This is a genomic window from Pseudomonas sp. P20, from assembly GCF_016463925.1.
GTDB classification, from domain to species: Bacteria; Pseudomonadota; Gammaproteobacteria; order Pseudomonadales; family Pseudomonadaceae; genus Pseudomonas; species Pseudomonas aeruginosa.
On sequence record NZ_JAEMVM010000002.1, the window covers coordinates 624,883 to 651,230 of the forward strand.

A 26,348-nucleotide genomic window follows, 5' to 3' on the forward strand; every position below is an offset into this window, starting at 1 on the left:
AGGTGCGTCGGCCCTTTTTCGGAAAAAGGAGATCGAGATGAACGCTCTGTTCGATTGTCCACGGCGGGTGCTGCGGATCGGTCACGGGCTGCTGGCGGCCGGCCTGGCGCTGCTCGTCGCCGGCGTGATCGCCGCCTATTTCCTCGACCGCTACCTGAACATGCCGGCGCTGGTGTTTTCCCATGCGCTGGTGATCCTCGGCCCGACCCTGTTGAAGATCGGCTACGTGATGCGCCTGAGCGCGCTGTTCCGCATGCGTCGACCCGGTTGGGAGGTCTGCTGTGCAAGTGCTTGATCGTTCCAGGCTGATGGCCATACCGCCGATCTGGCGCCTGGGCTTCCGCCCGTTCTTCCTCGGCGGCGCGCTGTTCGCGGTCCTCGCCATCGCGCTCTGGCTGGCGGCGCTGGCCGGGCTCTGGAGCGGCTGGCAACCGGTCGGTGGCTGGCTGGCCTGGCATCGTCACGAAATGCTCTTCGGTTTCGGCGTGGCGATCATCGCCGGCTTCCTGTTGACCGCCGTGCAGACCTGGACCGGCGTACCCGGCCTGCAGGGCAAACCCCTGGCCCTGCTCGCCGGGCTCTGGCTGGCGGCGCGCCTGGCCTGGCTATTCGATGCGCCGCTGGCGCTGCTGCTGGTGCTGCAACTGAGCTTCCTGCCGCTATTGGCCTGGGCTATCGGTCGCAGCCTGTGGCGGGTGCGGCAGAAGCGCAATTACCCGGTGGTGGGCCTGTTGCTGCTGTTGACCCTGGCCGACGCCCTGGTCCTGCTCGGCCTGTTCGAGGGCAACGACGACTGGCAACGGCGTGCCTCCATCGCCGCGCTATGGCTGATCGCCGGGATGATGAACCTGATCGGCGGGCGGGTGATCCCGTTCTTCACCCAGCGCGGTCTCGGCCGTCAGCAGCAGGTGCCGGCGATCGCCTGGCTGGACAATGGCATCCTGCTGGGCTGCGTGCTGGTGGCGCTGCTCACCGCCGCGGGCGTCACGACGCAGCCGACGCCCTGGCTTGCAGGACTGTTCGCCGCCCTCGGTGGTGCGCAACTGTGGCGCCTGTGGCGTTGGCGCGATCGCGGCATCTGGCAGGTGCCGCTGCTCTGGTCTCTGCACCTGGCATATTTCTGGATCGCCGTGGCGCCGCTTGGCATGGCGCTCTGGAGCCTGGGCCTGGCGCTGGCGCCGAGCCAGGCGCTGCACGCGCTGGCGGTGGGCGGCATGGGCGGGTTGATCCTGGCGATGCTGGCACGGGTCACTCTCGGCCATACCGGTCGCGCGCTGCAACCGCCGGCAGCGATGCCCTGGGCTTTCGCTCTGCTCAATCTCGGCTGCGCGGCGCGGGTGTTCCTGCCCAGCCTGTTGCCGGCGAACTGGGCGCTGCCCCTGGCAGGCGGACTGTGGGCTTTGGCGTTCCTGCTGTTCGCCTGGTTCTATGCGCCGATGCTGTGTCGTCCGCGGGTCGACGGCCATCCCGGTTGATCAGGGGGCTTGCCGCAGACGCCGCAGCTCCTGGTTCAGCCAGTCGGCGGAGTTGCGCGTCTGCGTGGCGCAGCGCACCTGGTAGGGCTTGCCGCTGAGGCTGCTCTGGGTCGCGGCGCGCTCGATGAAGTCCTCGCTGCTGGCGACCAGGTCCTTGCGCTCCAGGTAGTCGAGCTTCTTCTGCAGGTGGGCGCGGGCTTCCGCGGCCGGGTATTCGCTGCCGTTGCGGATGAAGGTGCAGCCGCTGTCTTCAACAAAGCTCAGCAAGCGGCCGATCTCCTGGCTCGCCTGCGGGGAGGGCGCGGCCAGCGCCGGCAGGCTCGAGGCCAGCAGCCAACAGGCGGCGCAGGTAGTCCGCCAGGTAATCGTGAAAACGCGCATCGTTCCAGTACTCCATGTGGCTCAACGGGGTGTGCCGCTTGTACCAGGGTCCGACCGGCAGGGCGAGGTCCTCGTGGACGACCGCGGCGTAGTTCTGCAACGGCCGCAGCGGATAGCCGAGCGGATCGGCCGGCGCGTAGACGTTCAGCCAGCGTGCCTGCTGGCGGATGGCCGGGGGCAGGCAGTGGCCGGGAAAGCGGATCGGGCAGACCTTCTCGTAGGCGAAGGTGAACAGCGGGATGTTGCAACCGAAGGTGACCAGCCCGGCCAGGGTTTCCAGGCCGAGGAAGGGGTCGATCGAGCAACTCGGCGTGCGGTTGAGTTTCTGCTGGTCCCAGATGAAATTGGACACGATGTGCCCGCCCAGGGAGTGGGCGAGGATCACCAGCGGCGTCTGCGGCCCGACTTTCGCGCGCAGGGCCATGATCCCGCTGCGCACGTGCTGGTGGACCTGCTGGTAGGTGGTGTCGTAGGCGGCGCTGACCTTGCGGTAGCCGCTGGCGTCGCCGAGGAATAGCGTCACCGCCCGGCGCAGCCAGCGCCAGCCCAGCGGCTCGCGCTCGATGCGCTTGAGGTAGGCCAGCTCGCGGGCGTCCAGTACGCTGGCCCAGTACAGGCTCTGGAAGGCCACCTCGCCGGCTTCCGCGCCGAGACGTCGGCGCAGCGCCGCCACCAGTTCGCGGGCGTAGCTGTGCAGACCGTCCTCGTCGCGGCTATCGGGCTGGTCGCCGATGCCGTGGATCAGCGCTACGGCCAGTTTCATGCAGGATCCTTCTCGTCGTTGGCGGCTCAGTCCAGCGCTTGCAGGCGTTCGCCGAGCCGGCCGCCGTCGACCAGTTCGAGGAATTCGTCGCCGAGCCTGCGGCTTTCCGCCATCGCCTGGCGCCAGTAGCGCTCGCGGCCGTCGTCGTCGCCGAGGTAGCGGGTGAAGTCCTTGCGGTCCGGCAGCTTGGCGTGCGGCAGGCGCGCCAGGTACTCGCGCGACGGCGCCAGCAGCAGCACGTCCTGCAGGCGCCCGGCGTCGCCACGGCGCCAGGGCAAGCCCTTGTCGAACCAGCCGGGGATCACCTTGTCGGTGAAGTGCGGGTAGAGCACCACGCCGCGGTCCTCGTAGGGCAGGTCGAGATGGTAGTCGAGCAGGCCGCCGTCGCGGTAGGTGCCGGGGCCGGCGCCAGGCAGGTCGCGGACGCCTTCCATGACCATCGGGATCGAGCCGGAGGCGAGCAGCGCCTGGCGCAGGTTGCCGCCGTCCAGGTGCAGGTAGCGCGACGGGAAGTCGGTCAGCGCGGCCAGCGGCGGCGCCTGGCGGGCGTCATGCAGGATCACCCGTTCGAAGTGGCGGTGCAGATGGCGGCGGCCGATCAGGTTGTCGCGGATCACCGAGGACAGCCCCAGGCCGAGGCTGGCCTTGTGGTCGTGGGCGAGGCGCCCGTGGCTCTTCACCACCACCACGTTGAGGCGGTACAGCGGGTTGTCGAGGATCCGCGCGTCCTGGCCGGCGAGCAGGTCGTCGAGCATCGCCGCGCACTTGCGCGAGACTTCGGCGATGCTCACGCCCTTGGGAAAACGCTGCCGGGTGTACAGCTCGCCGAGGCGGGTGAGGCCGGCCACGGCGTCGGGCAGGCAGGCACTGGCGAAGCGCCAGGAACCGATGGAGGCGCCGATCAGCGAGCGTTCACGCGGGGCGCGCGGCAGCCACTCGCCGAAGATCGCCAGGTCCAGTCCCTGGATGCCCAGCGCCTTTGGCCCGCCGGCGGCACCGGGGACGATGCCGACGTCGGCCGGCTGCAGGCCGCGCTCGCGGATGCGGGCGAGGGCGCGGCGACCGGCCTTGAGGGTCAGTGCGGGGGACTTGATCTGGATGGCTGGCATGCTGGTCTTCTCCCTTGCGGACCGGCGATTATAGGACGAGTTGTCGCAGGACCAAGCGCTTTCGAACGCCGGCGAGCCCCATCGCAGAGGCTTTCCGTTACCCTATGGCGCGCCCCGGCCATGTCCTTGCGGCAAATTCAGCTTCAATTAAGAGCGCCCGGTTAATCTGCAAACCGTCGAAAGCAACACGATTGATTCCCACGGAGAGATTCCCATGAAGAAACTGACTGCCCTGTTCGCCGCCACCGCCATCGCCCTGACTGCCGGCCTGGCCCAGGCCCGCGACCTCGGCCCGGACGAGGCGCTGAAGCTGCGTGACGCCGGGACCATCAAGTCCTTCGAAGAGCTGAACAAGAACGCCATCGCCAAGCATCCCGGCTCGAGCGTCCACGATACCGAGCTGGAAGAGGAATACGGCCGCTACATCTACCAGGTCGAGTTGCGCGACCCGCAGGGCGTGAAATGGGACCTGGAGCTGGATGCCGCTACCGGCGCCGTGCTCAAGGACCACCAGGACGACTGATGAAGTGGCTCATGCGCTACGCCGGGATCGTCGCACTGGTCCTGGCGGTCATCAGCCTCGAAGCGATGGCGCGCGACCTGGACCAGGACGAGGTCCTGCGCCTGCGCCAGGACGGTGTGATACAGCCGCTCGAATCCCTCATGCAGGAAGCCCTGGGGCGTTACCCCGGGGCGCGCCTGCTGGAGGTCGAGCTGGAAGAGGAAGACGACGTGTATGTCTACGAGGTGGAGCTGCTCACCCGCGACGGCGTCGTGCGTGAACTGGAACTGGATGCCCGCAACGGCCGCATCCTGAAGGACGAGGAAGACGACTGATGCGGTTGCTGCTGGTTGAGGATCACGTTCCCCTGGCCGATGAACTGATGGCCAGCCTGACCCGCCAGGGCTACGCGGTGGACTGGCTGGCCGACGGCCGCGACGCGGCGGTGCAGGGCGCCAGCGAGCCCTACGATCTGATCATCCTCGACCTCGGCCTGCCCGGGCGTCCCGGCCTGGAGATACTCCAGGAGTGGCGTGGGCTGGGACTCGCGACTCCGGTGCTGATCCTCACCGCGCGCGGTTCCTGGGCCGAACGCATCGATGGGCTCAAGGCCGGTGCCGACGACTACCTGACCAAGCCGTTCCATCCGGAAGAGCTGGCCTTGCGCATCCAGGCCCTGTTGCGCCGCGCCCATGGGCTGGCCAACCAGAGCCAGCTGGAGGCCGCCGGGCTGCGCCTGGACGAGCAGCGCCAGTGCGTGTGCCTGAACGGCGCCGACGTCGACCTGACCGCCGCCGAATTCCGCCTGCTGCGCTATTTCATGCTGCACCCCGGCCAGGTCCTGTCCAAGGGGCACCTGGCCGAGCATCTGTACGACGGCGAGACCGAACGCGATTCCAACGTCATCGAGGTCCACGTCAACCACCTGCGGCGCAAGCTCGGCCGCGAGGTGATCGAGACCCGCCGTGGCCAGGGCTACCGCTACGCCGGGGTGGCCGCCGGATGAGGTCGATCCAGCGGCGCCTGAGCGTCGGCCTGTTCGCGGTGCTGCTGGTGGTCGGGCTGGTCCTCGCGCAGACCGGCCTGTGGCTGTTCGACCAGGGCCTGCGGCGCTATTTCGCCGGCAATCTGCGCGAGGAGGCGGAGAACCTGCTGGTGGCCATGGTGCGCGGGCCGAACGGCATGCAACTGGACGAGCAACGCCTCAACCCGGCGTTCCAGCGCCCGTATTCCGGGCGCTATTTCGTCATCGAGCTGGAAAAGGACACCTGGCGCTCACGCTCCCTGTGGGACAGCGAGCTGGAAGTGCCGCACAAGAAAGGGCTGGTGCAGGGCCTGGTCGATGGGCCCGAGGAGCAGCGACTGCTGGTGTTCCGCGGCCACTACAAGCGCATGGGCCAGAAGCTGCGGATCGTGGTGGCGCAGGACTATACGCCGATCCTGGAAAGCTTCGCCCGTGTGCAGTGGATGGGTCTGGGCGCCGGCGCCCTGGCGCTGCTCCTGGTATTGCTGTTGCAGCGCCTGACCGTGCGTCGTTCGCTGCGTCCGCTGGAGGAGGTGCGCCTGCAGATCGCCCAGCTGCAGCAGGGCCAGCGTAGCCAACTGGACAACCAGGCTCCCGAGGAACTGGAGCCGCTGGTGGAGCAGATCAACCACCTGCTGGCGCACACCGAGGAGACCCTGAAGCGTTCGCGCAACGCCCTGGGCAACCTCGGTCACGCCCTGAAGACGCCGCTGGCGGTGCTGGTCAGCCTCGCCGAGCGCGAGGAGATGGCGCGCCAGCCGGAGTTGCAACAGGTCCTGCGCGAACAGCTGGAACAGATCCAGCAGCGCCTCGGTCGCGAGTTGGGCAAGGCGCGCCTGGTCGGCGAAGCGCTGCCTGGCGCACATTTCGATTGCGCCGAGGAGTTGCCGTCGCTGTGCGACACCCTGCGCCTGATCCACGGCCCGCACCTGCAGGTGAGCTGGAGCGCGCCACCGGGGCTGCGCCTGCCATGGGACCGCGAGGACCTGCTGGAGATGCTCGGCAATCTGCTGGACAACGCCTGCAAGTGGGCCGATAGCGAAGTCCGCCTGACTGTCGCGCAGGGCGAGGGCATGGTCCGCCTGAAGGTCGACGATGACGGCCCCGGCATCCTCCCCGACCAGCGCCAGGCGGTGCTCGAGCGGGGTACCCGGCTCGACGAGCAGGTCAGCGGCCATGGCCTGGGCCTGGGCATCGCGCGCGACATCGCCGAGGCCTGCGGTGGCCGCCTGAGTCTCGAGGACAGCCCGCTGGGCGGCCTGCGGGTGAGCGTCGAGTTGCCGTTGCACAAGAGCGGCCGCGCCGCCAGGGCTTAACAGTTCTTCACCATTTGCCGACAGTCCCGGCAAGATTTCCTCCTGCGCTTTCCCTAGCATCCCGGGCTTCTTGCAAGGAGGTCTTGGACGATGAAACGGCGGACGAGTACGGGCCGCTGGCGCTGGGCGCTGATGCTGCCGGTGCTGGTGTTCCTGTTGGGCGAGTCCAGTGGACAGCGAGAGGAGGGGCGGTCGCCGCGGTTACTCGCGCAGGCTCGCTACGAGCAGGCCGTGGAAAACGCGTTGCGCAGCGAGCGCGGCGAGCCGCGACAGGCCGGGACAGCGGCAGCGAAGGTGGCCGAGGCGGGAGCCCCGGCGCGTCTGCGTGGCTGGCTGCGCTCGCTGGCCCGCCTGGCGATCTGGGGGACCTACGGCCCCCCGGCGCTATTCAGGCCGTGAACGGTCAGGCCTTGAACTGTTCCATCAGGCCCTGCTGGTGGTTGGCCAGGCGGTTCAGCGACTGACTGACCTGGGCCGATTCCTCGGCCTGGCTCGACAGCGACTCGGTGACGTCACGGATCGCCGCGACATTGCGGTTGATCTCCTCGGCTACCGAGCTCTGTTCCTCGGCGGCGCTGGCAATCTGTAGATTCATGTCGTTGATCACCGTCACCGCCTCGCCGATCCGTTGCAGCGCGGCCACCGCTTCATCCACCTGCTCGACGCTGCCCTGGGCCTGGCGATGGCTGCCATGCATGGCGTCGACCACGTCGCGGGTGCCCTGTTGCAGGCCTTCGATCACCCCGCGGATCTGTTCCACCGAGTCCTGGGTGCGCCGGGCGAGGTTGCGCACTTCGTCGGCGACCACCGCGAAGCCGCGGCCGGCGTCGCCGGCGCGGGCCGCCTCGATGGCCGCGTTGAGCGCCAGCAGGTTGGTCTGCTCGGCGATGGCGCGGATCACTTCCAGCACCGAACCGATTTCCTCGCTGCTGCTGGCCAGTTGCTCGACCTGGCCCATGGCGCTGGTCAGGTTGGCGGCCAGGCTGTCGATGCTCTGTGTGGTGCGGTCGATCAGCGCCAGGCCGTCGCGGGTCGCCTGGTCGGCACCGCGCGCGGCGTCGGCGGCCTGGGCGGCGCTACGGGCGACGTCCTGGGCAGTGGCGGTCATCTCGTGGGATGCGGTGGCGACCTGGTCGATCTCGCGGAACTGCTGCTGCATGCCGGCGCTGGTCTGGCTGGAAATCGCCGCCGACTGGTCGGCGGTACTGCGCGCATCGCGCACCGAGACCTTCACGTCGCGGATGATCGGCTGCAGCTTGTCGAGAAAACGGTTGAACCAACCGGCCAGTTCGCCCAGCTCGTCGCGCCCGGTGTGCGGCAGACGCTGGGTCAGGTCGCCTTCGCCGCTGGCGATGTCGCGCAGCATGTGGGCGACGCCGAGGATCGGCCGGGTCACGCCGCGGGCGCTCAGCCACAGCACCAGCAGGCCGAGCACCGCGGCGCCGAGGCCGAGGCCCAGTTCGACCCAGGTGCCTTCGCGACGCATGTCGTCCAGTTGCCGCTCCAGCGCCAGGGCCGGGCCGAGCAGGGCGCTCTTCGGCACTTCGAGGAGCACGCCCCAGGGCTTGGCGCCGGGAATCGGCTGCAACGGTTGCAGCACCTTGAGGTCGTCGTTCTCGTTGAACAACCGGCTCTTGCCGGCGGCCAGCAGTTGCAGGAGTTCGCCGGCGTGCTGCGGATCCGCCTTGACCAGGTTCTTGCCGAGCAGGCCGGCGTCGCGGCTGTTGCCGGCGAACAGCCCGGCCGGGCTGAGGATGCCGACCTGGCCGACGCCGTCGTAGAGTTCGCGGTTGCCCTGTTCGCTGAGCGCCTGCAGGTTGCTCAGGTTGATGTCCAGGCCCATCACGCCGATCACCTTGCCATCCAGTTCGAGGGGAAAGGCGATGCTGGTCATCAGCAGTTGGCGTTCGCCGACCTTGTCGAAGTAAGGATCGAGCACGCAGGGTTGCCCGCTTTCCTTCGGGCAGGTGTACCAGGCGTTGTAGGCCGCGCCGCTGGGCCCGCTGCTGGTGTCGGCGAGTTCGGACTCGATCATCGACTCGGATTCCAGCTGTCCCGGCGTGGCCTGCGCCCAGTACAGGGAGAAGCGTCCCTTGTCGTTGCTGCCCAGGGCGGGCTGGTCGACGAACAGTTCGTCCTTGCCGTCCAGCGCATTGGGTTCGAAGACCACGTACAGGCCGAGCACCTCGGGATTGGCGGCGAGCGCGGTGCGCACCTGGCGGGTCAGGTCTTCGCGCAGGTCGTAGGCATCGAGGAAGCGCTTCTGCGCCTGGTCGCGGAGGAACAGGATCTGCCGGGAGAAGCCCTTGCCGTACTGGAAGGCATCCATGAAATAGCGCTGGATGCGTAACGCCTGCAATTCCCCGCGGGCTTCCAGGCGCAGGCGCGCCGATTCGTCGAGCATCTGCGTACTGGCGCTTTTCACCAGCACGCTGCTGTGCTGCATGCGGTAGACCGAAAGGCCGACCAGCAAGGCGACCACGCCGAGCAGGCAGAGGCCTGCCAGCAGGGTGATCTTCCATTGGATGGACAGGCGGCGAAGGAACATGGGAGGGGTCCTTGTACGAAGAAACTGCGGGGGCCCAAGGCTTATCGGCAGGGCTCGCCCATTCTTGACGACGGTCCGTTCGCTGGCGCCGGATTGCCGTCGTTCGGCGAATCGCACGCAAGAACCGTGCACAACGGTTTATAACCAGGCGACATTCGCCCATGCGCGGCTTTGACAGGCGGGGATGGCTGTAGCAGAGTACGCCCCTTTTTTCGGTCGCAGGCGGCCGGGTTCGTTTCATTTGCAAGGAGTTCAACGATGAACGCAGTGGTGCTGGCGGTCGCACTGATGCTCGTCCTCAGCCTTTGCCGTGTGCATGTCGTGCTGGCGCTGATCATCGGCGCGGTGGTCGGCGGACTGTTCGGTGGCCTAGGCCTGGAGGGGACTCTCAAGGCCTTCAACGGCGGCCTCGGCGGCGGCGCCACGGTGGCCCTGTCGTACGCCATGCTCGGCGCCTTCGCCGTGGCCATCGCTCGCTCCGGCGTGGCCCATGCGCTGGCCGACAAGGTCCTGGCGCTGCTCGGCCGGCACGACGAGCAGGGCAAGGGCGCCGGTGCGTTCAAGTGGATCCTGGTCGGCCTGCTGCTCTGCGTGGCGGTATCCTCGCAGAATATCCTGCCGATCCATATCGCCTTCATCCCGCTGCTGGTGCCGCCGCTGCTCTATGTGCTGAGCAAGCTGCAGATCGACCGGCGATTGATCGCCTGCGTCATCACCTTCGGCCTGATCACCCCGTACATGTTCCTGCCGGTGGGCTTCGGCAACATCTTCCTCAATGAAATCCTGCTGGCCAACGTGGCGCGCAACGGCGTCGACGTCAGCGGGATCAACGTCACCCACGCCATGTTCATCCCAGCCCTGGGCATGCTCGCCGGGTTGCTCATCGCGGTGCTGTTCAGCTACCGCCGCAAGCGCGTCTACGACTTGCAGCGGATCGAGCAGGCCGAACGCGTCGATGTCAGCTACAACCCGAAGAGCCTGGCGGTGGCCGGGGTATCCATCGTCGCCGCGTTCGTCGCACAGCTGTGGCTGGACTCGATGATCATCGGCGCGCTGGTCGGTTTCGTGGTCTTCTCGCTGTCCGGCGTGGTGCGCTGGAAGGAGACCGACGACCTGTTCACCGAAGGCATGAAGATGATGGCCACCATCGGTTTCATCATGATCGCCGCGGCCGGTTTCGCCGAGGTGATGAAGGCCACCGGCGAGGTGCAGAGCCTGGTCGACGCCTCGGTGGCCTGGATCGGCAACAGCAAGGCGGTCGGCGCCATGCTGATGCTGCTGGTCGGCCTGCTGGTCACCATGGGCATCGGCTCGTCGTTCTCCACCGTGCCGATCATCGCCGCGATCTTCGTCCCGCTGGCGGTGCAACTGGGCTTCAGCCCGCTGGCCATCGTCAGCATCGTCGGCACCGCCGGCGCGCTGGGGGATGCAGGTTCTCCGGCGTCGGACTCGACCCTTGGGCCGACCTCCGGGCTCAACGTCGACGGCCAGCACAATCACATCTGGGACACCGTGGTGCCGACCTTCCTGCACTACAACCTGCCGTTGCTGGTGTTCGGCTGGGCCGCCGCGATGTTGCTCTGAGTTCCATCTCGGGCGGTCGCCTGACGGAATGTCGGGCCGGCCGCTTAAGCTTCCGACGGGATTGCCGATGAAACGGGAATCCCGTTTTTTATTGGGCGTCATGCTAGGAGTTGATGATGCGTCTGACCCTGAAATCCAAAGTCCTCCTGCTGGCCATGGTGCCGGTGCTGCTCTTCGCCCTGGTGCTCAGCGGCGGAGCGGTGCTGATCCTGAAAAAACAGGCTGATGCCGAAGTCAAGGATACCCGCGAGCGCCTGCTCGGCGACCGTCGTGCCGAACTCGAGCACTACGTGCAGATCGCCATGGGCAGTATCCAGGCCGAGTACGACCGCTCGGCCAACGGCGACCTGAATGCCCGCGCCGAGGCCATCGCGCGCCTGTCGAAGATCAAGTACGGCAAGGACGGCTATATCTTCGGCTACGACTCCCAGGTGGTGCGCCTGTTTCGCGGCGACAGCCCGGTGGACGTCGGCAAGAGCTTCCGCGACCGCCGCGATCCCAGCGGCGTCTACCTCAACCGCGAACTGGTGGAGGCCGGCCGCAACGGCAGCCACTACGTGACCTATACCTCGCCGCTGCCGGGCAACGAGAGCGTCATGGTGCCCAAGCTGTCCTACACCCTGTACCTGCCGAAGTGGGACATGGTTATCGGCTCGGCGATCAACCTCGACGGCGTCGAGGCCCAGTTGGTGGAAATCAAGCAGGACATCGACGAGCGTATCGGCACCCTGATCGCCAGTATCGTGGGGATCGCCGGCGTCCTTCTGGTGGTCCTGCTGGTGATCGGCCTGGCGGTGGCCAACGCGATGCTGCGGCCGTTGCACCAGATCCGCCAGAACCTCGATGACATCGCCGCCGGCGAAGGCGACCTGACCCGTCGCCTACCGGTGACCAGCTACGACGAGCTGGGCGAGCTGGCCGGTTCCTTCAACCGCTTCGTCGAGAAGATCCACGGTCTGGTGCGGCAGATCGCCGGGATGACCGGCGACCTCAAGCAACTGGTGGAGCAGATGTCGGCCCAGGCCGAGCGTTCCGAGCAGGCCATGGAGCGCCAGCGCCACGAGACCGACCAGGTCGCCACCGCGATCAACGAGATGTCCGCCGCCGCCCATGAAGTGGCGCAGAGCGCCCAGCGCGCCGCCGAGGCCGCGCAGCAGACCGACCACGAAGGCCAGGCGGCCAAGCGAGTGGTGGACGGCAGCATCGAGCGCATCCACGCGCTGGTGGACGAGATCCGCGACAGCGGGACTTCTCTGGATAGCCTGCAGCAGGACGTGCAATCCATCGTCAGTGTGCTCGGGGTGATCCGCTCCATTGCCGAACAGACCAACCTGCTGGCGCTCAACGCGGCCATCGAGGCGGCCCGTGCCGGCGAGGCCGGACGTGGCTTTGCGGTGGTCGCCGACGAAGTGCGGGCGCTGGCCAGCCGCACCCAGCAGAGTACCCAGGAAATCCAGGGCATGATCGATCGCCTGCAGCAGGGCACCAACGCCGCGGTCGACGCCATGCGCCGTTCCGGCGAGGCCGGCGAGGGCACCAGCAACCAGGCCAACCAGGCCGGCGATTCGCTGGATGCCATCGCCCAGCTGATCGCCACCATCAACGCGATGAACGCGCAGATCGCCAGCGCCGCCGAGGAACAGACCGCGGTGGCCGAGGAGATCAACCGCAGCGTGCACCAGATCGCCGGCGCGGTGGACAGCGTCGCCGACGAGGCCCAGCAGGGCGCGCAGACCGCCCGCAGCCTGGCGCAACTGGGCCAGGGCCTGGGCCGACTGGTCGGTCAGTTCCGCATCTGACCCTTCCCCCGCGCGACCGCTGCCGGCAAAAGAGCCAGCCGGCAGTGGTGCGCCACAGAGCCTTCCTGTCATTATTCGGCGGAGTCGGCCGGCAGTCGTGAACGATCCACGTCCGCCGGCTGACTAATGCTTTGCTTCCCACTGCCAGATGGATTGGACATGCTCGACACGAAACTGGAATCCCGGACTTTTCTCCTGTTGCTGGCGGTGGTCACGCTCGCCTTCGGCTGGCTCTTGCTGCCGTTCTACGGCGCGGTGTTCTGGGGCACCATCCTGGCGATCATCTTCGCCCCGGTGCAACGCCGCCTGCAGGTGCGCCTGAGGGATCGGAAGAACCTCGCCGCGCTGATCACCCTGCTGATCTGCGTGCTGATCGTGATCATCCCGGTGATCTTCATCGCCGGTTCGCTGGTGCAGGAAGGCGCGAGCGTCTACCAGCGGGTCAAGTCCGGCGAACTGAACTTCGCCGCCTACCTGCAGCAGGCGGTGGCTGCCTTGCCGCCATCGGTGCACCAGTGGCTGGAGCGCTTCGACCTGGCCAATCTCTCGAGCCTGCAGGAGAAGCTCTCCTCGGTGGCGATGCAGGCCAGCCAGGTGGTGGCGACCAAGGCGTTCAGCATCGGCCAGAACACCCTCGACTTCGTCATCAGCTTCGGCATCATGCTCTACCTGCTGTTCTTCCTCCTCCGCGACGGTCGCGTGCTCGGCCGGCGGATCAAGCAGGCGGTGCCGCTGAGCCAGGAACACAAGCACCACCTGTTCGCCAAGTTCACCACGGTGATCCGCGCCACGGTGAAGGGCAACATCGCCGTGGCTGCCACCCAGGGCGCTCTCGGCGGCCTGATCTTCTGGCTGCTGGGCATCGAGGGCGCCTTGCTCTGGGGCACCCTGATGGCCTTCCTGTCGCTGCTGCCGGCCATCGGCGCGGCGCTGATCTGGGCGCCGGTGGCGGCCTATTTCCTGCTCACCGGGGCGATCTGGCAGGGCGTAGTGCTGATCCTGTTCTGCGTGGTGGTGATCGGCCTGGTGGACAACATCCTGCGCCCGATCCTGGTCGGCAAGGACACCAAGATGCCGGACTACGTGGTGCTGATCTCCACCCTCGGTGGCATGGCCCTGTTCGGCCTCAACGGCTTCGTCATCGGCCCGCTGATCGCTGCGCTGTTCATGGCCAGCTGGGACCTGTTCACTGGCCGCGAGGAAGAACCGCAGGCCTGAGTCGCGCCCGTGGCAGACAAGCCCCGCGAATGCGGGGCTTGTTCGTTTCAGGCCTTGAAGGTCAGCCACGGACGCAAGCGTGCCAGCGGCCGGATCAGCCCGGCACGCTCCTGGGCATCGATCACCGGCCCCACCGGCTTGTAGGCGCCCGGGGCCTCTTCGATGCGGCGCTCCTCACGGAGGGTCACGCAGTGCCAGGGCAGCGCGCTGTCGCCCGGGCCTTTCAGCGCTCGTAGCGCCTGCCGGCGGATGCTGCGGCCGGCCCCATGGCTGCAGGACCATAGCCAGTCCGGGTGTCCCAGGCCGCTGGCGATGTACGAGTAATCGCCCATCGAGCCGGGAATCAGCAGCAGATCGCCCTGGCGGGCCGGCGTGGCGCCCTTGCGGTGGAGATTCAGGCCCTGTTCCTGGAGCACCACGTTGTGCGGGACGTCCACCAGCAGGGCGCTGTCGTCGCGCTGGAAGGTCTCGCGCAAGACCTTGCGCACCAGCTCCGCCAGCACCACCCGGTTCAGCCAGGCATAGCGCGCAGCGCCACCCATGGCCTGGAGGTATTCTCCGGCCAGCTCGCCGCCCAGCGCGTAGAGGCCGGACGCGGGGTGGCGCCGGCCGCGCGGCCAGGCGGTGCGGGCACGGTCCATCCAGCGCTGGCCGACGTGGAAGCCGACATCGCGCGAGCCGCTGTGGATCATCACCACCAGTTCGTCGGCCCTGAGGCCCAGGGCGAAGGCCTGGTGGCGGTCGAGCAGGCGGTCCACCACCTGCAACTCGACGAAGTGATTGCCGGAACCGGTGGTACCCAGGCCGGGATCGCGGATCAGGCTGCGGCGGCGATCGCGCAAGGCCTCGGGGGCATACTCGAGACGCCCGCCGAATTCATCCAGGCCGATGCAGCCCTGTAACTCGCGGAACAGCCGCGCCTGGTCGACCTCGGCCCACAGGCCGTCTTCGCTGAGACGCTCCAGGCAGTGCCCGGGGCTTTCGGCGAACAGCGCTTCGAACGCCTGGACCCGCAATGGTACGTCGCGACCGTTACGCAGCAGGACGTGGGTCAGGCCGGCGACCAGGGCTTGCCTGTGCTCCTCGGCGCTGGACAGGGTCAGGCCGGTACGCAGCAGGCGCATGCCGCAATTGATGTCGGTGCCGATGGCAGCGGGAATGACGAAGTCCGCCGTACTGGCGACGATGGAGCCGACCGGGGCGATGCTGCCGGGATGGAAGTCCGGCGTGGCGCAGGCCTTGCAGACGTGCCCGGTGTCGCCGGGTGCCTGGACCGAGGCGAAGTCGAGCAACTGGCGCACGGCCTTTTCCTCCAGCGCGAAGCTGGCGGGCAGCAGGACCTGGGCCGAAGTACCGTCGTGACGACGGGTGAGGGTGACGATGTCCTGCTGGCGGTCGACGAGGATGCCGCTGCGCAGGAAGGCTTTTTCAAGCCGGGAATGTTTGGACATGACAGTGCCGCTCTACAGACAATGCGAAGCCGTCCGGTGGAAACCGGAGGCTGGCGTCTTTCCGCTCAGCAGCACAGGCGGGAAGGGAGCGCGGACTCTAAGGTCCGCGCGCGCCGCTGTCAACCGGCGGCGGACCTCGGCTTGAGCGCGCAGGTGGCGAGGAAGGTCGGCATGAAGCGGTCGATGACGAAGCGCGGGTGCGGTTGCCAGTCTTCGTAGAAATCCTGCAGCAGCAGGCCGGCGGTGAGCTGGCCGGCGATCTGCTGGGTCAGGCTATGGCCGAACACCAGGGCTTCGCCTTTCTCGCGCTTTGCCGCGAGGGCTTCGGCGGAGAGGCTTTCCAGGTCGGAGTAGGGCAGGCGATGTCGCGGCCGGATCAGGCCCTGCTCTGCCAGTTCCGGCGAGCGGTCCTCGATGAACAGCGCCGGGTTGTAGAAGCTCGCCAGCAGCTTGCCGCCCGGCCGCAGCACCCGCGCGCATTCGCGCCAGACCGGCAGGACATCGTCGACGTAGAGATTGGAGATGGGATTGAAGACCAGGTCGAAGGAGGCATCGGCGAAGGTCGAGAGGTCGCGCATGTCGCCCTGCACGCAGGCCAGTTCGAGGCGGTCGCGGGCGGCGACCTGGCGGTCCTTGTCCAGCTGTCCCGCCGAGGCGTCGAACAGCGTGACCCGTGCGCCGGCGGCGGCAAGGATCGGCGCCTGCTGGCCGCCGGCCGAGGCCAGGCAGAGGATCTCGCGGCCGCGTACGTCGCCCAGCCAGTGAGCGGGTAACGCGCCCGGGGTCAGCTTCACCGCCCAGTCGCCGCGGCGTGCGGCGGCGACCTCTTCGGCGCTGACCGGTCGCGACCATTCGCAGTCCCGGGCGGCCTGGGCGTCCCAACTGGCGCTGTTGTGTCGCAGGACGTCGATATCGTGGAAGGTGGGCATGAGGCCTCCGGGTTCATCCATGGAGCGCGGAGCATGCCACGGCAGCGGGGCAGGGTGCGTGGGGCGGGCCAAAGAAAAACCCCGCCGAGGCGGGGTTTTCGTGGAGCGGGCGACTCAGCCGGCGAGGGCCAGGCCGGAATGCTGGAGGATTTCCAGCAGCGGCTGCGGGTAGACGCCGAGGAAGAACGCCAGCAGGGCGATGGCCACCAGCATGATGCCGCCGGCGCGCTGGCCCCAGTTGAACGGTGCGTCGTGCTGGCGGATGCCGGGCTCGACCAGGAACAGGGTGACCATGACCCGCAGGTAGTAGTACAGGCCGATGGCGCTGCCCAGCACCAGGGCGCCGATCAGCCACCACAGGTGCGACTCGACGCCGACCGCGATCACGTAGAACTTGCCGATGAAGCCGGCGGTCAGCGGGATGCCTGCCAGCGACAGCATCATCACGGTCATCACCGCGGTCAGTACCGGCCGGCGCCAGAACAGGCCGCGGTACTCGAACAGCGCATCGGCGTCGCGGCCGCTGTACGGGGTGGACATCAGGGTGATCACGCCGAACGCGCCGAGGGAGGTCAGTACGTAGGTGGCCAGGTAGACGCCGACCGCTTCCACGGCCATGCCCTTGCTGGCGATCAGGGCGACCAGCAGGTAGCCCAGGTGGGCGATGGACGAGTAGCCGAGCAGGCGCTTGATGTTGCTCTGGGTCAGTGCCAGCAGGTTGCCGAAGAGGATCGAGGCGACCGCGATGACGCTCAGGGAGATGTTCAGCAGTTGGTTGTCCAGGGCCGCAGGGGCGATCTGGAACAGCCGCAGCAGCACGGCGAACACCGCGACCTTGCTGGCGGTGGCGAGGAACGCCGAGACCGGCGCCGGGGCGCCTTCGTAGACATCCGGGGTCCACAGGTGGAAGGGCACCAGCGACAGCTTGAAGCCCAGGCCGACCAGCATCATGCCTACGCCAACGCTGACCAGCGGACCGCTCAGCACGTGCTCGGCGACCTTGGCGCCAAGGCCGGCGAAGCCCAGGGTACCGGACTCGGCGTAGAGCAGGGCCATGCCGAACAGCAGGAAGGCGGAGCCGGCGGCCGAGAGCACGGTGTACTTGATGCCGGCTTCCAGCGAGCGCTTGTTGAAGAAGGCGTAGGCGACCATCCCGTAGACCGGGACCGAGAGCAGCTCCAGGCCGATGAACAGGCTGGCCAGGTGCTGCGCGCTGACCAGCACCAGGCCGCCGGCGGTGGCCAGCAGCAGGAGCAGGTACAGCTCTTCGCGGTTACCCGGATAGCTTTCCATGTAGGCGTGGGCGAGGGTCACGCAGGCCAGGGCGGAGACCAGCACCAGGGCCATGTAGAAGCAGGCGTAGTTGTCCACCAGCACCAGCGGTGTCACCTCGATCGGGGTGACGCCGAGGACCGGCAGCAGCGACAGCAGGGCCAGGTTGAGGCCGATCACCGAGAGGGTGGCGGTGAACGAGTGATTGCGTTTCCAGGCTACCGCCAGCATCACCACCACCAGGGTGGCGCTGGTGATCAGCAGTGGCAGGAGCGCGATGAAGTGTTGGATCGTAAAGGTCATTTCGCGACTACCGTCCTGCAAGGGTGGAAAGGGCTGCGCCCAGCCATTGCTGCACGCCGTGCATGCTGGCCGCGGAGATGTCCAGCACTGGCTGCGGGTAGACCCCGAGCAGGACCAGCAGGACCGCCAGGCCGAGCACCATGCTCAGTTCGCGGGCATCGAGGCCGAGGATCGGCTCGTCGGACTGGCTGGGGCCGAAGTAGGCGCGGTGGATCATGATCAGCGAGTAGACCGAGGCGAAGACCAGGCCGAAGGTGGCGATCACGATGATCACCGGGACCACCTTGAAGGCGCCGATCAGGATCAGGAACTCCCCGACGAAGTTGCCGGTGCCGGGCAGGCCCAGCGACGCCGAGGCGAAGAACAGGCTGATCGCCGGCAGGTAGGGCATGCGCGACCACAGGCCGCCCATCTTGCGCATGTCGCGGGTATGCAGGCGCTCGTAGAGCTGGCCGCAGAGGATGAACAGCGCCGCGGCGGAGAGGCCGTGGGCGATCATCTGCACCACCACGCCCTGCAGCGCGACCTGGCTGCCGGAGTAGATGCCGATCATCACGAAGCCCATGTGCGAAACGCTGGAGTAGGCGACCAGGCGCTTGATGTCGGTCTGCGCGAAGGACAGCAGGGCACCGTAGAAGATGCCGATGATGCCGAGCCACATGGCGATCGGCGCGAATTCCGCCGAGGCGTTGGGGAACAGCGGCAGGGCGAAGCGGATCAGGCCGTAGGCGGCGGTCTTCAGGAGGATGCCAGCGAGGTCCACGGAGCCGGCGGTGGGCGCCTGGGCGTGGGCGTCCGGCAGCCAGGAATGCACCGGCACCACCGGCATCTTCACCGCGAAGGCGACGAAGAAGCCGAGCATCAGCAGCCATTCCACGTGGGGGCTCAGCTGGGTCTTCAGCAGGGTGGCGTAGTCGAAGGTGATCACGCCGGTGGCGTTGAAGTTGACGAACACCAGGCCGAGGATCGCCACCAGCATCACCAGGCCGCTGGCCTGGGTGAAGATGAAGAACTTGGTGGCGGCGTAGATGCGGGTCTTCTTGCCGTCATCGGAACTGTGTCCCCACAGCGCGATGAGGAAGTACATCGGCACCAGCATCATTTCCCAGAAGAAGAAGAACAGGAACAGGTCGATGGCGAGGAACACGCCGATCACACCGCCCAGGATCCACAGCAGGTTCAGATGGAAGAAGCCGATGCGGCGCTGGATCTCGTTCCAGGAGCAGAGGACCGAGAGCACGCCGAGCAGGCCGGTGAGGGCGACCATCAGCAGCGACAGGCCATCCATCGCCAGGTGGATGCTGATGCCGAGACGCTCGATCCACAGCACCTTGAATTGCAGGGTCCATTCCGGCTCGCCGCCGGGCGCGGGCGCCAGCTGGAAGTCGCCGGTGGCCCAGATCCACAGGCTCAGGATCAGGACCAGGGTCATCGAAAGCAGCGCGATCCAGCGGGGCAGGGTCTTGCTGCTGTGTTCGGCGATCCAGCAGAGGAAACCGCCGATGAAGGGGATCAGGATTAGCCAGGGCAGAATCATGACAGGCTCAGTCTCTCCGTGAATTCGTTAGGCCAGCAGCAGCGCGCCGAGCAGGATGGCGGCGCCACCCACCAGGGAAGCGGCGTACCAGCGCAGGCGGCCGTTCTCGGTGAGGCTGAGGAGGTTGTGTCCGCCGCGCACGCTGAACGGAACGACGCCCAGGGTACGGTCGATGGGGTCGCGCCCCAGCAGTTGGCAGAGCAGCAGGTAGGGTTTCACGAACAGCTTGTCGTACAGCCAGTCGAAGCCCCAGGCGTGGTACCACCAGGTACCGAAGAAGCGACCCGGGGCGCTCTTCGCCAGGGCGCTGACGAAGCGGCGCTGGCCGAGGAAGAGCAGGGCGGCCAGCAGGATACCGGCGATGGCGATGGCACCCGAGGCCAGTTCCAGGCTGTGCTTGGCTTCGCCACCGGCGTGGCCGACGCTTTCCGGCAGGACGCCAGCCAGCGGCGGGGTGATCAGGGCGCCGACGAAGGTCGACAGGACGATCAGCACGCTGAGCGGCAACCAGTGGGAAATCCCGTGGCCGGCGTGGGCTTCGGTCTTCGGCTCGCCGTGGAAGGCGACGAAGATCAGGCGGAAGGTGTAGATCGAGGTCAGGAACGCACCCACCAGGCCGGCGATCAGCAGTTCGCGATGGCCGCTGGCGAAGGCCTCCCAGAGGATCTCGTCCTTGGAGTAGAAGCCCGCGGTGAGGAAGGGCAGGGCGGCCAGCGCCGCACCGCCGACCACGAAGCTGGCGTAGGCCAGCGGCAGCTTCTTCCACAAGCCGCCCATCTTGAAGATGTTCTGCTCGTGGTGGCAGGCGACGATCACCGCGCCCGAGGCAAGGAACAGCAGGGCCTTGAAGAAGGCGTGGGTCATCAGGTGGAAGATCGCCGCGTCCCAGGCGCCGACGCCGAGGGCGAGGAACATGTAGCCGATCTGGCTCATGGTCGAGTAGGCGAGGATGCGCTTGATATCGGTCTGTACCAGGGCGGCGAAGCCGGCCAGGACCAAGGTCACCGCGCCGACGATGCCGACCAGTTCGAGGATGTCCGGGGCCAGGGTGAACAGGCCGTGGCAACGGGCGATCAGGTAGACGCCGGCGGTCACCATGGTGGCGGCGTGGATCAGCGCGGAGACCGGGGTCGGGCCGGCCATGGCGTCGGCCAGCCAGGTCTGCAGCGGCAGCTGGGCGGACTTGCCGACCGCGCCGCCGAGCAGGGCCAGGGTCGCCAGGGTCAGCCAGAGGTTGCCTTCCGGGAACTTCTGCGGCGCCAGCACCAGCAGCTCCTGGATGTTCAGGGTGCCGAACTGCTGGAACAGGATGAACAGGCCGAAAGCCATGAACACGTCGCCGACGCGGGTGACGATGAATGCCTTGAGCGCCGCGTTACCGTTGTTGCGATTGCTGTAGTAGAAGCCGATCAGCAGGTAGCTGCACAGGCCCACGCCTTCCCAGCCGAAGTAGAGGAACAGCAGGTTGTCGCCCAGCACCAGGAACAGCATGCTGGCGATGAACAGGTTGGTGTAGGCGAAGAAGCGCGAATAGCCGGTTTCGCCACGCATGTACCAGGAGGCGAACAGGTGGATCAGGAAGCCGACGCCGGTAACCACGCCGAGCATGGTTACCGAGAGGCCGTCCAGGTACAGGGTGAAGTTGGTGCTGAAGTCGCCGGCCGCCATCCACTGCCACAGCACCAGGCTGTAGGCACCGCCTTCCGGCGGACTGCTGTGGAAGCTGAAGATGGCCCAGGCCGCGCTCAGGGCGGAGAGGCCGACCGAGCCGACGCCGACCAGCGCCGAAAGGTTTTCCGACCACCTGCCGCGGGAGAACGACAGCAGCAGGAAGCCGACCAGGGGGAACAGGAAGGTAAGAGGTAGAAGGTTCATCCGCGCATCTCGCTGGCAGCGTCGATATCGAGGGTGTGGAAGCGGCGATACAGTTGCAGCAGGATCGCCAGGCCGATGCTCGCTTCGGCGGCCGCGAGGCTCAGCACCAGGATGAACATCACCTGGCCGTCGGGTTGGCCCCAGCGGCTGCCGGCGACCACGAAGGCGAGGGCGGCGGCGTTCATCATCACTTCCAGGCTCATCAGTACGAACAGGATGTTGCGTCGCACCATCAAGCCGACCAGTCCGAGGGCGAACAGGACGCTGGCGAGGGCCAGGCCGTGTTCCAGTGGTATTGCGTTCATAGCGTTACGTTCCCTTGGGGCGGGCGCAGGGCGCCCGCCGAACCTTTATTGTTTGGCGTCTTGACGACCCAGGTGATAGGCAGCGACCAGGGCCGCGAGCAACAGCATGGAGGCCAGTTCGACCACCAGCAGGTACGGGCCGTAGAGGCTGATGCCGACCGCCTTGGCGTCTACCGTGGTATGGCCGATGCCGGCACCGCTCGGGGTGCGGGCGAGGACCACCAGCAGTTCCACCAGCAGGACCAGGGCCAGGGCCGAAGGCCCGACCCAGATGCCGGGCGTGAGCCACTTGCGCTCCTGCTCGACCACGGCCGGGCCGAGGTTGAGCATCATCACCACGAAGACGAACAGAACCATGATGGCGCCAGCGTAGACGATGATCTCCAGGGCACCGGCGAAGGGTGCGCCGAGGCTGAAGAAGGTCATCGAGATGGCCAGCAGGGAAATGATCAGGTAGAGCAGGGCATGCACCGGGTTGCTGTTGGTGATGACCCGCAGCGTGGCCAGTACGGCGACGCCGGCAGCGAAATAGAAAGCGAATTCCACGCGACGTCTCCTTATGGCAGCAGGCTTTTCACGTTGATCGGTTCGGCTTCGTTCTGCGCGGCGCCTTTCGGCTTGCCGGCGATCGCCATCCCCGCAACGCGGTAGTAGTTGTAGTCCGGGTTCTTGCCCGGCCCGGAGATCAGCAGGTCGTGCTTCTCGTAGACCAGGTCCTGGCGCTTGAACTCGCCCATCTCGAAGTCCGGGGTGAGCTGGATCGCGGTGGTCGGGCAGGCTTCCTCGCACAGGCCGCAGAAGATGCAGCGCGAGAAGTTGATGCGGAAGAACTCCGGATACCAGCGACCGTCCTCGGTCTCGGCCTTCTGCAGGGAGATGCAGCCAACCGGACAGGCCACGGCGCACAGGTTGCAGGCTACGCAGCGTTCCTCGCCGTCGGGGTCGCGGGTCAGGACGATCCGGCCACGATAGCGCGGCGGCAGGTAGACCGGCTCTTCGGGGTATTGCAGGGTGTCGCGCTTGCGGAAGGCATGGCCGAAGATCATCACCAGGCTGCGAAGCTGGGTGAAGGTGCCATGCACGACGTTGATGATTTCTTTGATCACGGTGGTTCTCCTTACTGGGCCGCGGCCAGCACGAGCGCGCCGGTCACCAGCAGGTTGATCAGGGTCAGCGGCAGGCACACCTTCCAGCTGAACGCCATCACCTGGTCATAGCGCGGACGCGGCAGCGAGGCGCGGATCAGGATGAAGAGCATGATGAAGAAGCCGGTCTTGGCGGCGAAGTAGAAGAACGACAGCCAGGGCAGGGTGTCCAGGAACGGACCGTGCCAGCCGCCGAAGAACAGGGTCGCCAGCAGCGCCGAGACCAGTACGATGCCGATGTACTCGCCGACGAAGAACATGCCCCATTTCATCCCGGCGTACTCGATGTGGTAGCCGTCCGCCAGTTCCTGCTCCGCTTCCGGCTGGTCGAACGGGTGACGGTGGGTCACGGCGACGCCGGCGATGATGAAGGTGCAGAAGCCGAAGAACTGCGGAATGATGAACCAGACGTTGTCGATCTGGTACTGGACGATGTCGCGCATGTTGAACGAGCCGACCTGGGCGACGATGCCCATCAGCGACAGGGCCAGGAACACCTCGTAGGAGATGGTCTGGGCCGAGGCGCGCAGGCTGCCGAGCAGGGCGAACTTGTTGTTGCTCGACCAGCCGGCGAACAGCACGGCGTACACCGTCAGGCCGGCCATGGCGAAGAAGAACAGGATGCCGATGTTCAGGTCCGCCACGCCCCAGGTGGGGGTGATCGGCACGATGGCGAAGGCGACGAGCAGGGCGCCCATCGCGATTACCGGGGCCAGGGTGAAGATCATCTTGTCGGCGAACGGCGGGGTCCAGTCCTCCTTGAAGAACATCTTGACCATGTCCGCGCCGAGCTGGAACGCACCGAACGGGCCGACCCGGTTGGGGCCGTAGCGGTCCTGCCAGAGGCCGAGCAGGCGACGCTCGACCCAGCTTAGCAGGGCGCCGCAGATGACCACGGCGAGCAGCACCACGATGGCCTTGACCACGGTGAGGATGATGGTGACCAGAGCGGGAGTCAGCCAACTCATTGTGCAGCCTCCTGCAGACCTTCCACGGAGCAGCCGGCGATCGCCGCCGGGATGCCGGCGAAGCCGACCGGCAGGCCGATCAGGCCGGCGCCGAGTTGTTCATCGATGCGCAGCGGCAGGCGCAGGGCCTGGCCCTTGAGCTGGAAGCCGAGGGTCGCGCCGTCGTTGACGCCGAGGCGGTCCGCGTCTTCCTTGGACAGGGCGACGTAGGTCTCCGGGATGCGCTGCTGGATCGGCGCGGCCCGCGAGCTGTTTTCCTCGCTGCCGAACAGGTGGTACAGCGGCACTACCTTCCAGCTGTCGGCCTTGGCGCTGAACGGCACCGGCACGGCCTGGAACCAGTCGAGGCCTTCGCCCTTCGGTTCGATCAGGCGCACGCCGGGGTCGCCGGCGCGCAGGTGGCCGCCGACCTCGTCCTGGAACTTGTTCCAGGCCTGCGGCGAGTTCCAGCCCGGCGACCAGGCGAACGGGATCTGCTGACGGTCTTCCTGGCTTCCGGAGTAGCCTTCCATGGAGAAGGCGAACGCCGAGTCGATGTCCTGCGGGGTGCGCGGTTCGTGCACGCTGATATTGGCGCGCATGGCGGTACGCCCGCTGTAGCGGTGCGGTTCGCGGGCCAGCTTGAGGCCCTTGATGCGGAACGAGGCGGCCGGTGCGGCGTCGCGGATGCCGGCCAGGATCGGCTTGGCCTCGGCCACGGCTTCGGTGACGTGGTCCAACTGGGTCCAGTCGACGCGCTTGCCTTGCAGGGTGCTGTGGATCGCATGCAGCCAGCGCCAGCCCTCGCGGACCATGTTCCTGGCGTCGTAGTAGGTCGGGTCGAACACCTGGAAGAAGCGCTGGGCGCGGCCTTCCTGGCTGACCAGGGTGCCGTCGCCTTCGGCGAAGCTGGCCGCCGGCAGCACCAGGTGCGCCTTGGCGGTGGTGGCGGTCTGCTGGTGATCGGCGACGATCACCACCTTGGCCGCCGCCAGGGCCGCGTCGACACGGGCGGCGTCGGTGCGGCGATAGAGATCGTTCTCCAGCACCACCACGGCGTCGGCCTGTCCGGAGGTCAGTCGCTCGAGCGCGGCTTCCACGGAGTCGCCGCCGAAGAGCGCCAGGCCGAGGCTGTTGGCTTCGCCGACCACCAGGCTGATGGAACCGTTCTTCTCGCGCTGCTTGAGGGCCTTGGCGATGTTCGCCGCGGCTTCGATCAATGCCTTGTTGCCCAGCGAGTTGCCGGACACTACCAGCGGACGCTTGGCCGCCAGCAGGGCATCGGCGATGCGCTGGGCGAAGGCCTGGGCCTGCGGGTCGAGGTCGGCCACGGACGGGGCGCTTGGGTCGATCGCGTGGGCCACGGCGAAGCCGAGGCGAGCGAGATCGTCCGGCGCGGCGTGAACGGTTTCCTCGGCCACGTCGTCGAGGCGGGTCGCGCTGACGCTGGCGATGAACAGCGGGTTCTGCGCATGCTGGGCGATGTTCTTCACCGCGGCGTCGAGCCACGGCTGGACCTTCATGTCGGCAGCCATCTCGACGGCCTTGCCCTTCACCGACTGGCGCAGGGCCAGGGCGATGCGGGCGGCGGTCTGGGTCAGGTCCTCGCCGAGGACGAAGACCGCGTCGTGGTCCTCGATGTCGCGGATGCTCGGCACCGGCAGCGGGCCTTCCTGCATGACCTGCAGGATCAGGCGCAGGCGGTCGAGCTCGCCTTCGTTGATGCCGCTGTAGAAGTTGCCTTCGCCAACCAGCTCGCGCAGGGCGAAGTTGCTTTCCAGGCTGGCGCGCGGCGAACCGATGCCGACCACCTTGCGCTCCTTCAGCAGGGCGGCGGCCTGGTCGAGGGCGCCGTCCAGGCTCAGCTTCTGCTTGCTCAGCACCAGCAGCGGCTGGCGCGGACGGTCTTCGCGGTTGACGTAGCCGTAGCCGAAGCGACCGCGGTCGCAGAGGAAGTAGTGGTTGACCGAGCCGTTGTAGCGGTTCTCGATGCGGCGGATCTCGCCGTAGCGCTCGCCGGGGCTGATGTTGCAGCCGCTGGAGCAGCCGTGGCAGATGCTCGGGGCGAACTGCATGTCCCACTTGCGGTTGTAGCGCTCGGAGTGGGTCTTGTCGGTGAACACGCCGGTGGGGCAGACCTCGGTGAGGTTGCCGGAGAACTCGCTTTCCAGCACGCCGTCCTCGACCCGTCCGAAGTAGACGTTGTCGTGGGCGCCGTAGACGCCGAGGTCGGTGCCGCCGGCGTAGTCCTTGTAGTAGCGCACGCAGCGGTAGCAGGCGATGCAGCGGTTCATCTCATGGGCGATGAACGGGCCGAGTTCCTGGTTCTGGTGGGTGCGCTTGGTGAAGCGGTACCGGCGCTCGTTGTGGCCGGTCATCACCGTCATGTCCTGCAGGTGGCAGTGACCGCCTTCCTCGCACACCGGGCAGTCGTGCGGGTGGTTGGTCATCAGCCATTCGACGACGCTGGCGCGGAACTGCTTGGCCTCTTCGTCTTCGATGGAGATCCAGGTGTTGTCGGTGGCGGGGGTCATGCAGGACATGACGAGGCGACCACGCTTGTCGTTCTCGTCGGTGTACTGCTTCACCGCGCACTGGCGGCAGGCGCCGACGCTACCGAGCGCCGGGTGCCAGCAGAAGTAGGGAATGTCGAGACCGAGGGACAGACAGGCCTGCAGGAGGTTGTCTGCACCATCGACTTCGAGCGTCTTGCCGTCTACGTGGATAGTGGCCATGGTTCAAGTCTTCGTTGGCCCGTTGTCAGCGGGCGTGGCTAATAGAAACTCACGGTTCCGTCGGGCCTGCGGCCGGGCCGCGGCACGACGACGAAACATCGCCGGACGGCTGGCCGTCCGGCTGCAAAGC

23 protein-coding genes and 2 pseudogenes are annotated in these 26,348 nt (G+C 67.1%); 10 read left to right on the plus strand and 15 right to left on the minus strand.

Translation table 11 applies throughout. The features are described 5' to 3' along the window. The first annotated feature begins 37 nt into the window (after nucleotides 1–37). Together ppyR and JHD77_RS03865 are read left to right on the plus strand one after the other, a co-directional pair. Entirely contained in the window at nucleotides 38–295 is a 258-nt protein-coding gene (gene ppyR / locus JHD77_RS03860; protein WP_003090502.1) for a psl/pyoverdine operon transcriptional regulator PpyR, read from the plus strand. Further along, entirely contained in the window at nucleotides 282–1,475 is a 1,194-nt protein-coding gene (locus tag JHD77_RS03865; protein WP_003122598.1) for an NnrS family protein, read from the plus strand. The genes ppyR and JHD77_RS03865 overlap by 14 nt, the downstream gene beginning before the upstream one ends. On the opposite strand, the gene JHD77_RS03870 is transcribed toward JHD77_RS03865, so the two are convergent. Genes JHD77_RS03870 through JHD77_RS03880 form a run of 3 tightly spaced genes read right to left on the minus strand, consistent with a single transcriptional unit; the run spans nucleotide 1,476 to nucleotide 3,728 of the window. Then, nucleotides 1,476–1,742, minus strand: a complete 267-nt coding sequence (locus JHD77_RS03870; RefSeq protein WP_003115326.1) for a DUF5329 domain-containing protein — start codon at nucleotides 1,740–1,742, stop codon at nucleotides 1,476–1,478. Further along, nucleotides 1,726–2,619 (minus strand): hypothetical protein, encoded by an 894-nt coding sequence (locus tag JHD77_RS03875; protein ID WP_003115327.1) that lies wholly within the window; start codon nucleotides 2,617–2,619, stop codon nucleotides 1,726–1,728. The genes JHD77_RS03870 and JHD77_RS03875 overlap by 17 nt, the downstream gene beginning before the upstream one ends. A 26-nt stretch (nucleotides 2,620–2,645) precedes the next feature. After that, entirely contained in the window at nucleotides 2,646–3,728 is a 1,083-nt protein-coding gene (locus JHD77_RS03880) for a hypothetical protein (protein ID WP_003113385.1), read from the minus strand. A 214-nt stretch (nucleotides 3,729–3,942) separates the two neighbouring features. Between JHD77_RS03880 and JHD77_RS03885 the strand changes: the two genes are divergently transcribed. From JHD77_RS03885 to JHD77_RS03905, 5 genes are all read left to right on the plus strand, one after another. Continuing rightward, complete coding sequence (locus JHD77_RS03885) at nucleotides 3,943–4,251, plus strand: PepSY domain-containing protein (RefSeq protein ID WP_003090497.1); 309 nt, start codon at nucleotides 3,943–3,945, stop codon at nucleotides 4,249–4,251. Beyond that, on the plus strand, nucleotides 4,251–4,565 hold the full coding sequence (locus JHD77_RS03890) for a PepSY domain-containing protein (protein WP_003097704.1): 315 nt from the start codon (nucleotides 4,251–4,253) through the stop codon (nucleotides 4,563–4,565). Before JHD77_RS03885 ends, JHD77_RS03890 begins: the two co-directional genes overlap by 1 nt. Then, nucleotides 4,565–5,236, plus strand: coding sequence for a two-component system response regulator CarR (gene carR, locus JHD77_RS03895; RefSeq protein WP_003090494.1), 672 nt, complete (start codon nucleotides 4,565–4,567; stop codon nucleotides 5,234–5,236). The genes JHD77_RS03890 and carR overlap by 1 nt, the downstream gene beginning before the upstream one ends. After that, the gene (carS, locus tag JHD77_RS03900; RefSeq protein WP_191519433.1) at nucleotides 5,233–6,570 is read left to right on the plus strand and encodes a two-component system sensor histidine kinase CarS; all 1,338 of its coding nucleotides are present in this window, start codon (nucleotides 5,233–5,235) and stop codon (nucleotides 6,568–6,570) included. The genes carR and carS overlap by 4 nt, the downstream gene beginning before the upstream one ends. A gap of 90 nt (nucleotides 6,571–6,660) precedes the next feature. Beyond that, nucleotides 6,661–6,969 carry a hypothetical protein gene (locus JHD77_RS03905; protein ID WP_003116713.1) on the plus strand — a complete coding sequence of 103 codons (309 nt, stop codon included), beginning with the start codon at nucleotides 6,661–6,663 and terminating at the stop codon, nucleotides 6,967–6,969. A gap of 4 nt (nucleotides 6,970–6,973) precedes the next feature. On the opposite strand, the pseudogene JHD77_RS33065 reads toward JHD77_RS03905, so the two are convergent. Continuing rightward, a pseudogene (locus tag JHD77_RS33065) lies at nucleotides 6,974–7,510 on the minus strand (methyl-accepting chemotaxis protein); the annotation flags it as partial. 321 nt (nucleotides 7,511–7,831) lie between these two features. Continuing rightward, a pseudogene (locus tag JHD77_RS33070) lies at nucleotides 7,832–9,118 on the minus strand (PDC sensor domain-containing protein); the annotation flags it as partial. Between the two features lie 258 nt (nucleotides 9,119–9,376). Between JHD77_RS33070 and JHD77_RS03915 the strand changes: the two are divergent. The 3 genes from JHD77_RS03915 to JHD77_RS03925 all read left to right on the plus strand — a co-directional run bounded on the left by JHD77_RS03915 (nucleotide 9,377) and on the right by JHD77_RS03925 (nucleotide 13,719). Then, a complete protein-coding gene (locus tag JHD77_RS03915; RefSeq protein ID WP_023084177.1) occupies nucleotides 9,377–10,702 on the plus strand; it encodes a Na+/H+ antiporter family protein in 1,326 nt (441 codons plus the stop codon). 113 nt (nucleotides 10,703–10,815) lie between these two features. Next, a complete protein-coding gene (locus JHD77_RS03920; RefSeq protein ID WP_010895628.1) occupies nucleotides 10,816–12,501 on the plus strand; it encodes a methyl-accepting chemotaxis protein in 1,686 nt (561 codons plus the stop codon). Nucleotides 12,502–12,660: 159 nt separating this feature from the next. Further along, on the plus strand, nucleotides 12,661–13,719 hold the full coding sequence (locus JHD77_RS03925) for an AI-2E family transporter (protein ID WP_003113380.1): 1,059 nt from the start codon (nucleotides 12,661–12,663) through the stop codon (nucleotides 13,717–13,719). A gap of 47 nt (nucleotides 13,720–13,766) precedes the next feature. Here JHD77_RS03925 and JHD77_RS03930 read toward each other — a convergent pair whose 3' ends face one another. The 10 genes from JHD77_RS03930 to nuoG form a co-directional block, all read right to left on the minus strand. Further along, nucleotides 13,767–15,170, minus strand: coding sequence for an RtcB family protein (locus JHD77_RS03930; RefSeq protein ID WP_003116715.1), 1,404 nt, complete (start codon nucleotides 15,168–15,170; stop codon nucleotides 13,767–13,769). A gap of 119 nt (nucleotides 15,171–15,289) precedes the next feature. Continuing rightward, nucleotides 15,290–16,099, minus strand: a complete 810-nt coding sequence (locus tag JHD77_RS03935; RefSeq protein WP_024928924.1) for a class I SAM-dependent methyltransferase — start codon at nucleotides 16,097–16,099, stop codon at nucleotides 15,290–15,292. A 114-nt stretch (nucleotides 16,100–16,213) separates the two neighbouring features. Beyond that, nucleotides 16,214–17,674 carry an NADH-quinone oxidoreductase subunit NuoN gene (gene nuoN / locus JHD77_RS03940; RefSeq protein WP_003090482.1) on the minus strand — a complete coding sequence of 487 codons (1,461 nt, stop codon included), beginning with the start codon at nucleotides 17,672–17,674 and terminating at the stop codon, nucleotides 16,214–16,216. Between the two features lie 7 nt (nucleotides 17,675–17,681). Continuing rightward, nucleotides 17,682–19,211, minus strand: coding sequence for an NADH-quinone oxidoreductase subunit M (gene nuoM, locus JHD77_RS03945; protein WP_003097684.1), 1,530 nt, complete (start codon nucleotides 19,209–19,211; stop codon nucleotides 17,682–17,684). A gap of 27 nt (nucleotides 19,212–19,238) precedes the next feature. After that, nucleotides 19,239–21,086, minus strand: coding sequence for an NADH-quinone oxidoreductase subunit L (gene nuoL / locus JHD77_RS03950; RefSeq protein ID WP_003097681.1), 1,848 nt, complete (start codon nucleotides 21,084–21,086; stop codon nucleotides 19,239–19,241). After that, nucleotides 21,083–21,391 (minus strand): NADH-quinone oxidoreductase subunit NuoK, encoded by a 309-nt coding sequence (nuoK, locus tag JHD77_RS03955; protein ID WP_003090475.1) that lies wholly within the window; start codon nucleotides 21,389–21,391, stop codon nucleotides 21,083–21,085. Before nuoK ends, nuoL begins: the two co-directional genes overlap by 4 nt. A gap of 45 nt (nucleotides 21,392–21,436) precedes the next feature. Then, nucleotides 21,437–21,937: an NADH-quinone oxidoreductase subunit J gene (gene nuoJ, locus JHD77_RS03960; protein ID WP_003090473.1), complete on the minus strand. Its 501-nt coding sequence runs from the start codon at nucleotides 21,935–21,937 to the stop codon at nucleotides 21,437–21,439. A gap of 11 nt (nucleotides 21,938–21,948) precedes the next feature. Then, entirely contained in the window at nucleotides 21,949–22,497 is a 549-nt protein-coding gene (gene nuoI / locus JHD77_RS03965; RefSeq protein ID WP_003090467.1) for an NADH-quinone oxidoreductase subunit NuoI, read from the minus strand. Nucleotides 22,498–22,508: 11 nt separating this feature from the next. Further along, a complete protein-coding gene (gene nuoH, locus JHD77_RS03970; RefSeq protein WP_003090465.1) occupies nucleotides 22,509–23,504 on the minus strand; it encodes an NADH-quinone oxidoreductase subunit NuoH in 996 nt (331 codons plus the stop codon). Then, entirely contained in the window at nucleotides 23,501–26,218 is a 2,718-nt protein-coding gene (nuoG, locus tag JHD77_RS03975) for an NADH-quinone oxidoreductase subunit NuoG (RefSeq protein WP_003122603.1), read from the minus strand. Before nuoG ends, nuoH begins: the two co-directional genes overlap by 4 nt. Between the last annotated feature and the right edge of the window lie 130 nt (nucleotides 26,219–26,348).